We start from the raw sequence: 11,734 nt of genomic DNA on the forward strand, positions 1-11,734 counted from the left end.
CACAATTTACTATGAATCATGCATTGTGAACTGTCATTCATGTACATCCATTTCATCAATTATTCCTACTATAGATATATCAATGGGAGAATCCATCTTCCTAGCTGCAATTCTAGCAGCTGTTCCCTTTGCAAATATAACCAATTCACCTATGCCTGCCCCTACAGTATCTACAGCAATTAAATGTTCTCCTATAGGTTTCAGTTCCATATTGAGAGGCTGGATAATCATAAGTTTAGTTCCTACTAATTTTTCATCTTTTCTCGTTGCTACTACTGTTCCAATTACTTTGCCTATATACATTTTACCTGCCTCCCGATCTTTCCAACTCTATTTTAATCCCTAATTCCTTAATTCGCTCCTTTGCTAAAGGGGTTATGATAGTTCCCTTTGGTAAGACAATAGATTTACTATTTGAGGAATAATTCATTACATCCCTTTCTGTTATTACCTTATTGAAAATAGTGCTTTCACTGGCATCCTTGTTAAAAATAGGAGATTTTGATTTATTGACTATTTTTTCTATATAATTACCTTCTTCTATTTCTATAACTCCCATCTTTTTTAGGGCATTAATATGATTTTCTATAATATCTCTTATCTCCCCATTCTTAGGTGGTTCACCAAAATAATTTTTAACAGAGGTGAAATCTAGATATACTTTTTTTCCCATGTATAGATAAGTCCATATAATATTAGGTACAAAGCTATCTATCATGCCTAAAGATACTTTTGAAAGTGTATTTATAGTAATGTTTGGTCCTATTACATAACAATAATTTTTAAGGATATTTTCAAGATCAAATATATCCTCTTCTCCGTAGACTTTATATGGCTCAAAAGCATCAATAAAGCTATAGGTATCTAAAATCCTTTTTGCCATAAAGGAAAAGGCTAAGGAAACTTGAATATTATTTTTCTTTAGTCTTTTTAACTCCTGAACTTTTTTATTAATCTCTATATTTGAACCAGTAAAGACTATCAACGCCTTTTCCTTAGAATTAGAGAAATTTCCTCCGTTAATTCTTTTAGTTATGTCTGCTAAAACATTCAAGGTTATTTTGTTTTTAGCCATTTAAAACACTCCAATTAAATTATTCATATTGCTTTAATATAACTCTTTCAACCTCTGAATGTGGTCTTGGTATTACGTGAACAGAGTGAAGCTCTCCAACTGCTCTTGCAGCTTCTGCTCCAGCATCTACTGCTGCTTTTATTGCCCCTACATCTCCTCTAACCATTACAGTTACTAGCCCAAAACCTATCTTCTCGTAGCCTATTAATGTTACATTAGCTGCCTTTACCATAGCATCTGCAGCTTCAATAGAACCTACCAACCCTTTTGTTTCAACTAATCCTAGCGCTTGACTCATACTTATTCCTCCTTGTCAGATTTTTTCTTATTTTTCTTTGCTTCTTCTTTGACTTCCTTATTCTCCTCATTTGCCCTCAAATTTTTGGAGAATTTCCCAATTAATTTATCCACCTCATCATGAGGTCTTGGAATTACACGGCTAGCAGCAACAACTCCTACCCTATTGCCTGCTTCAACTCCTGCATCTACTGCTGCTTTTACTGCTGCAACCTCGCCAGCTATCTGAATATTTACTCCAACTGCTTTTTCTATTCCTATTATCTTTTCCACTCCTATTAAGGTTACATTAGCTGCCTTACTAGCTGCATCTAAAGCAGCTACAGCAGTAGTAAGCCCTATGGTTTCAATAAGTCCCAATGCCTTATTCATCATACGACCTCCCTTTACCGGCTACCTTTAATCCTTTCTACTACTTCATCTAAAGTTAACATAGTAACTGTATGTTTTCCTTCCTTGATTTTCGTTTCTCCCTTTATTACGTCAATAATTAAATCCTGCTCCTTATGAGTTAAATTATTAACCTTTTTTTCTGAACTAATGTCATTGGTAGAATTAAATTTTCTCTCTTTTTTATCTTCTTTCATTGCATTGACAACTACATCTAGTTCTTTCAGATTTAATTTGTTCGCCCTGTCTTTTAAACCATTGTGACTACCAAGGTTAGTCTTTTTAACTATATTGTTCATAGCCACCCTAGCTAATGGATTAACCATAAAATTTCACCACCATAAGACTAAAATATTTTATCCACTTCATCATGAGATCTTGGGATAACATTAGCCGAAACTACTTCTGCCACTTGAGCTGCTCTATCCTGCCCGCTTTCTACAGCTACCTTCACTGCCCCTACATCGCCTGCAACAGTGACTGATACTAGTCCAGAGCCTACTATTTGGAAATCCATTATTTTTACATTTGCAGCTTTTAACATAGTATCTGCCGCTTCAATAGCGGCTACAAGAGATCTTGTTTCAACCATGCCTATAGTCTCTCTCATATTACCTCACCTTCTCTTTATTAATATTTGAGAAATACTTGTTTATATCTATATTCTCAAATCCAGGAATTATAGCCCTTTCAAATTTAACTCCTATTTCACCTAGAGGTTTTGTAGCATCTATACCTACCTTGTCTGTTACTCCTTTTAAACCATGAGATGGATCTAAAGATGAACCTAAAGCTCTAGGTATAGTGACCAAATCTTGACTTGCCTGTGCTCTCGTGGTAATAGCCCATTCTATATCCTGTAAATCAAATATATCTACATCCTCATCTACTATAACTATCTGTTTTAAGTCCTTATTAGAGCCTAAAGCTGCTATAATTGCTGATTTGCCATCTCCTTCTTTTTGCTTATTTATGGATGCAAAAGCATTGAACCTATATCCTCCACCTTCCGTAACATTTACATCAATTACATTCACTTGATTTTTTAAATAGTTATATAATTCCACTTCTCTAATAAGTCCATTAGACACATGTTCTTCCCTACAAGGGAATGCAGCTTGAAATATTGAATTATTCCTATGCATAATAGTATCTATTTCTATTATTGGGTGAAGTGCCTGTTCTCCATAATAACCCATCAACTCACCAAAAGGTCCTTCTAATTCTCTTTTTCCTGGTACCATTCTACCTTCAAGGACTATTTCTGAATAAGCCGGTACTAAAAGATCTACAGATTCGCAAGGTACTAGTTCTAAAGGTTCTCCCCTTAAAGCACTATCTACTTCATATTTATCCACTCCATAAGTAGCAGAGCTAATTTGACTAGCCATTAAAAATGGTGCATCATATCCTAATACTATAGCTACTTCTAAAGGTTTTCTCATTCTTTCTAATTCTAAAAAATCATTAGTAAGTTTTGGTGATGCTATGAGAGCTGATAATTCATTCCTCTTATTTATTTGAAATCTTCTAATAGATGTGAAATATCTCCCTGTTTCTGGATCCTTTATTACCAATATTCCAGCTGTAATAAACTGACTAGAATCCTTTTCTTGAAACTTAGGAATAGGGAGAATTCTTAATAAGTCAATATTTTTTCTAATTATATTTTCTTTTATAGGTCCATTTACTACTACCTTGTAAGGTTCAGGATTTGCAATGGCATCCATAAATTTAAACAATCTATTTTCATGATTCATATAAAGTAAATTATAAATAATTTCTCTAGCACCATAAAGGCCTCCAGCAACCTTTACTGAACTTCCTCTAACCTTATTAAATAAAATAGGTTTTTTATTTCTAAAATATTTGAGAACTGCACCTAGTTCGTATTCTGGATTTACTTCTCTTTCACATAGGAGAAGTTCTCCCATCCTATCCATTTCCTCTAGAGTATGTCTTAACATTTGCTTCTCCAACATTTCCCCTCCTTTCCTATAAACCTTTCCATCTATTGACTAAATTGTTTTCTACTCCCATCATATCAAGTATTCTTCCTGTCATATTTAAAACTATCTCCTCCAAGGTCTCTGGATGGTTATAAAATCCAGGGCTAGGTGGAAATATAGTAACCCCAATTCTAGACAGTTTTAGCATATTTTCCAAATGTATAGGACTTAGTGGAGTTTCTCTAGGTACTAATATTAGCTTTCTTCCTTCTTTAATAGTTACATCACAAGCCCTAGCCAAAAGACTATCAGAAAATCCATTGGCAACACACGATAATGTTTTCATCGAGCAAGGAAGAACCACCATACTATCTGCTTTAAAAGAACCACTAGCTATAGGAGCTGCAAAATTTTTATTATCATGAAAATAAGTAGCTAGACCTTTTAATTCCTCTAACTTCATACCACATTCGTGCTCAATTACATATTCTCCCATAGTAGTTACTACTAAATGGGTTTCAATATTTAATTCTTTTAATACTTTTAGAAGGGAAATGGCATATATAGATCCACTTCCCCCTGATATGCCAACTACTACTTTCATATGAGTTCCTCACTTTCTCAAACAATACACCATTCACTAGGTATTATTCAGGCGACCAAAGGTCGCCCCTACAATTGTCCAATTGTATTACTTAACCTTGTTTTCTTTGTCTCCTCCACCTTCCCATGGGTCTAAGCCTTTTTCCCAAGCGTCTATATATTCGTCAATAGTCATTACTTTTGCAAATATACTTAAATCTTTAAGTCCATATTCATGCATTTCTTCTGTCTTGGAATCACATCCATCGCTTAAAGTAATTACTTTATATGCTCTAGCTAACGCATCAGTAGCTGTACTTCTTACACATACATTAGTCCATACTCCTGTTACTACTACTGTATCTATGTTTTCTTCTCTTAAATATAGGTCCAAATCTGTATAAGCAAAACCACTATGTCTTCTCTTTGGAACTATATACTCATCACCTTCTGGATAAAGTTCTTCTATAAAATCTGAACCCCAAGTTCCTGCAACAGCATGAACCGGTCTAACTCTAAAGTCTGCATCATTTTTTCTATGAGCTTCTTGAATGTGTACTAATTGAATATCGTCTCCTTCCCTTTTCCTAACCCATTTCATTAGTCTTTGAAGGTTTTTAGTTATTCTTGCAGCTCCTAGACAATAAAGTGAACCTTTGTCATTAGCAAAATCGTTTAACATATCTATAATAAGTATTGCATGTCTTGACATATAATTCCACTCCCTTTTTTTCAAATTTAATTTATTTAGTGGAGCATAAGTATACCTTACATCCCAATTAATATCTTATAGTTCTAGGTAAAACTTGTATGCTTTGTCTCTTTACAAATCTTCCAAATCCTGGTTTTACCTTAATACCTTTAATTCCTCTTATATGTTTATCTATTACTTCTGGATGGTTAATTCTATAGCTATTTTCATATTCTTTACTGTGTAGATGTGGAAATTCCTTGAATATTTCTGCATATTTTTCTTCAATTCCCTCTGGATAGTTGTGAATAATTTCTTGTAATTCTTTGTCAGTCATTGCTCCTAAAGTACTTTCTTCCACATCTTCAAATACTAAATGTCCACGAACTACAGTCTTAACTACTTTACCTTTCAATTCCATACCTTCTAGAGGATTATATCCACACATTGAAGCTTGTTTCTTAGGATCTATAATCCATCTCTTATCAAGGTCTATTATAGTAAAGTCAGCATCTGAACCTATATACATAGCACCTTTCTTAGGATATAGGCCATAATGTTTTGCAGCATTAGTTGATAGTATATCCACTAATTTACTTAATGAAATTCTGCCTTTATTATATCCTTCACTTACTAATATAGTAACCATCGTTTCAACACCAGGTATTCCTGGGAAAGATGTCCAGATATTCATTCCTTCTCTATGTTTTTCACTTTCAATTTCATAAGGAGCATGGTCTGTAGCTATGAAATCTACACTACCATTTGTTAATCCTTCCCAAAGCATTTTATTATCTTTTTCTTCTCTTAAAGGAGGTGCAATCTTAGCTAATGGACCATATTTACCCATAGCATCTTTGTAATTTAAAGTTAAATAATGGGGACAAGTTTCACTAGTTACATTTAAACCTTTTTGTTTTGCTTCTCCTACTAATTTAGCTCCGATCCCAGTACTCATATGAACTATGTGCAATCTTGCCCCTGTATCTTCTGCAAAATTAATGCCTAATTGAATAGCAACTTTTTCTGCCAATTCCAATCTTGCTTCTGCCCAAGCTGGTCCATCCATACGTCCTTCTTTTTGGAACTTCTTAACATAAAAATCACACATAGCAAAATTTTCAGCATGAATTCCAATAGGAAGACCAGTTTCAGCTACAGCTTTAAAAGCTTCGTACATTTCTGGATCTGTGACTCTTGGGTATGTTGGAACTGATGGTGTCATATAAGCCTTAAAAGCAATTGCACCAAAATCAGCTTGTTCTTGAACATTGTGTAGCCATCCTTCTCTTACGTCTTCTCCTGTAACTCCGCCCCACATAGCATAGTCAACTAAAGATTGAGGTGCTACTAAACCTAGTTTTAATTTTAATTGTTCGACACTTCTTGCTGATGGAACTGAGCAACAAGGCATGTCTATAACTGTAGTTACTCCTCCTCTTGCTGCTGCTGCTGAACCCGTTAAGAAATTTTCCCTATGTGGAAACCCTTGATACATAAAATGGGTATGAGAATCTATACATCCAGGTAATGTTAAATGACCGCCAGCATCGATGATTTCCTTTGCCTCTATCCCATCTACATTATCTAAAAAGCCAGAAATCTTTTCATCTTTTACTAGGATATTTGTTAGAACCGTATCATCTCCTTGTGGAATTCTAGCATTTTTGATTATGACATCATACATTTTATAACCTCCTTGTTTCTATAACAAATCCATTTTTTCTATATTAACACAATATTATTTAACAATCCTTGTTAGATTCCTATGAAAATATTTTATTAAATCCTAAAAACTATTGAAAATTTCATTAAAATCTAATAATTCTAAGTAAAATCAAAATTCTATTCTTAGGTTTTTCCATATAATAGTATAGGCCAATCCTTTTTCTAAGGATTTGTATAGTTTATATATAGGTTTCTATATTATTATAGGTATAATAAAAATCAATATAATATTTATGTAAAATAAAATTTATAAGGAGGTTATAATTTTGGCCTTAAAACTCATTGATTTATCTCAAGAAATCTTTCAAGGTATGTCCGTATTTCCTATGCATCAAAAAACCTTCATTATGACCAATATGACCCATGAAGAAAATATGGAAATGACAGGAAGCACTACCTTAGGATTTTCTGCAAGAAATCTTCTTTTAAGTGAACATTGTGGAACCCATAGTGATGGAGTATCTGAATTTAAACCAGGAGGATCTACTATTGATAAAATGTCCTTAGAACATTTTTGGGGTTCTGCCATTTGTATTGATGTAAGCTATGTAAGATATCCCAATTATATTGAACCAAAGGATTTAGAAGAAGCCGTAAGAAAATCGGGACAAGAAATCAAAAAAGGAGATATAGTCCTACTGTATACGGGACATCATGACAGGACTTATGGTACAGATAAGTTTCAAACAGATTATACTGGACTAAGCTATGAAGGAGCTAAATGGCTAGTTAAACAAGGGGTAATGAATATTGGGGTAGACGCACCAGCTATAGATTTAACTCCAGATGATATTAACTTTTCTGGTCATTTAGTTTGCGGAAAATATAATATAACCAATACGGAAAATTTATGTAACTTAGACAAAGTACTTAATAAAAGATTTTTATATATTGGATTACCTTTAAAAATAAGGGACGGTTCTGGTTCCCCTATAAGAGCCGTTGCCTTAGTAGAAGAATAAAAAAGAGAGCCACTGGCTATCTTCAGAATGACAGGGTAGTCATTCTGAAGATAGTGTAATGGCACTCCTAATTATAAAACCTAGCTCCAATTGACGGAAAATTTATTTTATCATAAGTTCTCTAATCTTTAATGCAATTTCTAAATTTAGTCTATCATTTGAATCATCTAAATCCATACCTGTTATGCTATTTATTCTATTGATCCTATATAAAATAGTATTGTAGTGGGTATACAAATGTTCAGACATACGAGTTAAATTTCCATTAAATTTAAAATAGGCTTCTAAGGTTTTAACCAATTCTGTAGATTTTTTATTATCATAATCTACCAAAGATTTCAAAGTGGTATTGTAGAAATCCTCTAACTCCTCTGTTAAAAAATCTTGGCACAATATTTTGAATATACCTAATTCATTAAAAGTAATAATTTTCTTATCCATAAGTACTCTACCTGTCCTTATGGTTTTAACTGCATCAGAAAAACTTTTACTTACATTATTCAGCCCTTTATAAGCTCTACCCACCCCTATTTTTATATTCATATTTTTAAGCTTTTCTTCTAAAGCTTTAATTACCCTATCGTTAAATTCCATAAGTCTATCATCTATAGAATTTACTTCATCAAAGCCTAATAAAATTTGAATTCCATTTAATTTTGTAGCCACTATACCATCTAATCCTAAATAATTCATAATATCTTCTACTATAGTAACTGTCGTATTAACATGATCTTGCAGGTATTCAAAAAAGTATTCATCATCTTTCTCATCTGCAAATTTTAATTTAAAACTCATTACCTCAATAATATAATAATCACTTGGCTTTAAATTGAAAAAATGGGCTCTTTCTAGAGCTTTTCTCTTTCTCTTGACATCAGTAGATATTAAATCCTCAAAGAATTCAGACCTATATCTTATTTCTACTTCTTTAACGGAAAGCTCTTGTAATACAGCTAAAGCTATAGTAGTTGAAGCTGATTCAATTATTGATAGATCAAAGCCTCCTAAAGGTGTATTAGTAGACCAAGCAAATATATGGCCATATACATTGCCCTTTAATACAATAGGCATAATCATTCTCTTAATAAATTTACCATCCATTAAAACCTTATCTTCATCTAATTTTTTTAACTCACTTCTGCCATTATTTGGGTTATAAAAATCCCTTACATCTTGTAAAATCTCTTTTACTAAATGTTCATTTACATCCCCTAATTGTTCAAAAACCTGGCGAGAAAAATTCAAATTTATTACTACTGGATTTTTTATATTTTCATGAACTACTTGGGTTACTTCTTCAATGCCTTTTCCTTCTAACATGACAGCCATAAATCGTTCATGAACATTTTCTATTCTTTCCAATAAGGATGCCTGCTTATTAAATATTTCCTTAAAAGTGGATGTCATAATATCTGATAAGGATATAGAATAGCGAATATCAATCAAAGGAAAATTTAATTCATTTGCTAAATTTAAAACTTCCTCTGGCATTGAATCTAAATAAGGCATCACCTTTATTCCAATGCCAGCAAGTTTTTTATCTGAACATACCCTTATTAATTTTTTTTGGACTTCTATATTATCCTTTTCGAAAAAATAAGCAGTGGTTAATAAAAATTCCCCCTCATATACCCAATCCAATATATCTGGATCCGCCATAATATTGACTCTTGATATAGTATTTCTAACACCTTTAAAACCTGCAATTAACTTACAGCCTTCCATCACCTCTAAACCCAACATATCTTCTACACTAATTCCATTTTGCCTAGACATATTCCATCTACCCCTTGTCATTTTATACCTTTTATTGAAATTATAGCATAGCCAATATATTCTGTCTACTTAGGTTCTTCAATCTCAGAGATTTAGATTTTTAATAATAATTTTCTTTTTACTAAATTTGTTTCCTTTTGAGTTTATTTTAATAAATGGAATCTTAAAATGCCATTAGGTCATAAAAATAGATACAATTCCCCTGCCCAAAGAAGTCTTAAAATCGAATTTCCAATTTTATATTAAATTATATTTTTGTAAATATTGGATTATTCCAATTATCTTCTATGGTAAATCTTTCATCTCTCATCTTTTCCTCTCAACATTTAAATAAGGCTAATACATCTTGTACAATATGAGGTCTTTTATCTTTAAACTTTATACTGCATCCATACCTATGCTTCTATTTCTCTTCCTGGAAGGATAAGGTTTAATATAATGGCAGTAATAGTTCCTGTAGTCATTCCAGATTGAAATATAGTTTGAATATTTGGATGAAAATTACTTAATACTTCAGGTCTATATACTACGGCTAATCCTAATCCTATGGATACTGCTACCAATAGGCTATTTCTTTTATTTAAATCCACTTCCTTTAATAACTTAAATCCACCAACAGCTATCATACCAAACATCATAATTCCGGCTCCTCCTAATACAGGATTTGGCATTATAGATACTAATGCACCTATTTTGGGAAATATGCCTGCTAACATCAGGATAATACCAGCAACAATAATTACAAATCTACTAGCTACACCTGTAATAGGAATTATTCCTACATTTTGACTAAAAGATGTATGGGGACCAGCGCCAAATATTCCAGCTATAAAACTTCCCACACCATCTGATAGTATTCCCCTAGATAATTCCTCCCCAGTTATCTCATGTTCACTAGCATTGGCTACAGATATCAAATCTCCCATAGTTTCTATTGCTGTAACGATATAGGCAGGCAAAAATGCTAAAATAGCAGATAAGTGAAATTCCATTCCATATCTAAAGGGTTTTGGTAAAGAGAGCCAAGCCGCTTCCTTTACTGGTGTAATGTCTAACAATTCCATAGGTATAGAAATAATGTAACCACATATAATGCCTATAAGTATGGCACCAGAGCTTACAAATCCTTTTCCCTTTTGATTTAATAAAATTATAATTGTCATAACAATAAAAGCTAACAATATAAATTTAGGATTACCATACTGTGGATTCCCAGCTCCTCCTGCTACCCAATCAACGGACACTGGAATCATCGTAAGACCTATTAATGTTACTACTACCCCTGTAACTACTGGTGGGAAGTATTTTCTAAGAGGTTTAATAAAACGACTTAAAATTATTTCAAGAATTGCCCCCACAGTGGTTGCAGCAAAATATCCTGGCAATCCAAAAGAACTAGCCACTGCAATGCCGGGACCTACAAAAGTAAAATCTGTACCCATAATACAAGGAAGTCTTGCACCTACGGGCCCAACTCCACGGGATTGAATGAATGTAGCTAATCCTGATATAAACAATGTAGCACTAACCATAAAAGCCATTTCATCCACGGACATTCCAATAGCCTGTCCCACCACAAGGGGTACTGCTATAATACCACTAAAAGCTGCCATAATATTTTGAATAGCTAAAGGTATTGCCAGATTCAATGGTGGCTTGTCATTAATATCATAGATTAATTCAGACTTCTGTGTTTTTTCTACCTTTTCATTAACATTATTAATAGTCATGAAAACCCCTCCTTATTTTTATATACGCTCCTCTATATTTTCACAAAATAGTATAAATACCTTTGTGCTTTTCATACAAAGTTCTAATAAAAAACCTTATACTAAATATCTTATTTATACTTTATTGTTTGAATTAATTATACGAGATGTTAGTTTTATAAGTTATAATGGGCTTAACATGATTGCAAAGATTACACAAGAGATGGTGAACATTTTCACATTCTTAAAAAAGCAAATAATCTATGCCGGCAATAAGTTAGTAACTTATTCTAAACAAAGCAGCTAAAGCCAAAAGGATTAGCTGCTTTGCTTGAAACAATGATTGATTAGCTTAGCAAAACTTAATACCCTACTACCGCTCATAGCCTTTTACATTGTCCAAATCATTATCACTATAAACTCATCAATATAAAAATAATTATGACATAAAAGGGGCTGTTTCAAAATAAAAAGCCCATAAAAGTAAAACAGGCCGAAGAGCGGTAGCTCTTCGACCTGTTTTTTAGTATAATTTATCTGCAATGAAATCACATACTAAAATTAATTATAAAGCA

General features: G+C 32.9%; 13 protein-coding genes. 1 reads left to right on the forward strand and 12 read right to left on the reverse strand.

Going from position 1 to position 11,734, the window contains the following annotated elements:
- Positions 1-33: 33 nt before the first annotated feature.
- The 10 genes from NSA23_RS14355 to NSA23_RS14400 all read right to left on the reverse strand — a co-directional run bounded on the left by NSA23_RS14355 (position 34) and on the right by NSA23_RS14400 (position 6,671).
- Complete coding sequence (locus NSA23_RS14355; RefSeq protein ID WP_042683289.1) at positions 34-303, reverse strand: EutN/CcmL family microcompartment protein; 270 nt, start codon at positions 301-303, stop codon at positions 34-36.
- Position 304: 1 nt separating this feature from the next.
- Positions 305-1,075 carry a flavoprotein gene (locus NSA23_RS14360; RefSeq protein WP_257490659.1) on the reverse strand — a complete coding sequence of 257 codons (771 nt, stop codon included), beginning with the start codon at positions 1,073-1,075 and terminating at the stop codon, positions 305-307.
- 19 nt (positions 1,076-1,094) lie between these two features.
- Positions 1,095-1,373 carry a BMC domain-containing protein gene (locus NSA23_RS14365; protein ID WP_257490660.1) on the reverse strand — a complete coding sequence of 93 codons (279 nt, stop codon included), beginning with the start codon at positions 1,371-1,373 and terminating at the stop codon, positions 1,095-1,097.
- Between the two features lie 2 nt (positions 1,374-1,375).
- Entirely contained in the window at positions 1,376-1,744 is a 369-nt protein-coding gene (locus NSA23_RS14370) for a BMC domain-containing protein (RefSeq protein WP_042683286.1), read from the reverse strand.
- Positions 1,745-1,758: 14 nt separating this feature from the next.
- The gene (locus tag NSA23_RS14375) at positions 1,759-2,088 is read right to left on the reverse strand and encodes a hypothetical protein (protein ID WP_042683285.1); all 330 of its coding nucleotides are present in this window, start codon (positions 2,086-2,088) and stop codon (positions 1,759-1,761) included.
- A gap of 20 nt (positions 2,089-2,108) precedes the next feature.
- Entirely contained in the window at positions 2,109-2,372 is a 264-nt protein-coding gene (locus NSA23_RS14380; RefSeq protein ID WP_042683284.1) for a BMC domain-containing protein, read from the reverse strand.
- A gap of 1 nt (position 2,373) precedes the next feature.
- Complete coding sequence (locus NSA23_RS14385; protein ID WP_050069897.1) at positions 2,374-3,741, reverse strand: UbiD family decarboxylase; 1,368 nt, start codon at positions 3,739-3,741, stop codon at positions 2,374-2,376.
- A gap of 16 nt (positions 3,742-3,757) precedes the next feature.
- Complete coding sequence (locus tag NSA23_RS14390) at positions 3,758-4,315, reverse strand: UbiX family flavin prenyltransferase (RefSeq protein WP_257490661.1); 558 nt, start codon at positions 4,313-4,315, stop codon at positions 3,758-3,760.
- Between the two features lie 87 nt (positions 4,316-4,402).
- Positions 4,403-5,005 carry a cysteine hydrolase family protein gene (locus tag NSA23_RS14395; protein WP_042683282.1) on the reverse strand — a complete coding sequence of 201 codons (603 nt, stop codon included), beginning with the start codon at positions 5,003-5,005 and terminating at the stop codon, positions 4,403-4,405.
- Positions 5,006-5,072: 67 nt separating this feature from the next.
- The gene (locus NSA23_RS14400; protein WP_081915286.1) at positions 5,073-6,671 is read right to left on the reverse strand and encodes a dihydroorotase; all 1,599 of its coding nucleotides are present in this window, start codon (positions 6,669-6,671) and stop codon (positions 5,073-5,075) included.
- A 307-nt stretch (positions 6,672-6,978) separates the two neighbouring features.
- Between NSA23_RS14400 and NSA23_RS14405 the strand changes: the two genes are divergently transcribed.
- Positions 6,979-7,674 (forward strand): cyclase family protein, encoded by a 696-nt coding sequence (locus tag NSA23_RS14405; RefSeq protein ID WP_042683281.1) that lies wholly within the window; start codon positions 6,979-6,981, stop codon positions 7,672-7,674.
- A gap of 102 nt (positions 7,675-7,776) precedes the next feature.
- Here NSA23_RS14405 and NSA23_RS14410 read toward each other — a convergent pair whose 3' ends face one another.
- Entirely contained in the window at positions 7,777-9,450 is a 1,674-nt protein-coding gene (locus tag NSA23_RS14410; RefSeq protein ID WP_042683280.1) for a PucR family transcriptional regulator, read from the reverse strand.
- Between the two features lie 395 nt (positions 9,451-9,845).
- Positions 9,846-11,180, reverse strand: a complete 1,335-nt coding sequence (locus NSA23_RS14415) for a uracil-xanthine permease family protein (RefSeq protein WP_257490662.1) — start codon at positions 11,178-11,180, stop codon at positions 9,846-9,848.
- Positions 11,181-11,734 lie beyond the last annotated feature (554 nt).

It is taken from the genome of Anaerosalibacter massiliensis, assembly GCF_024623155.1.
GTDB classification, from domain to species: Bacteria; Bacillota; Clostridia; order Tissierellales; family Sporanaerobacteraceae; genus Anaerosalibacter; species Anaerosalibacter massiliensis.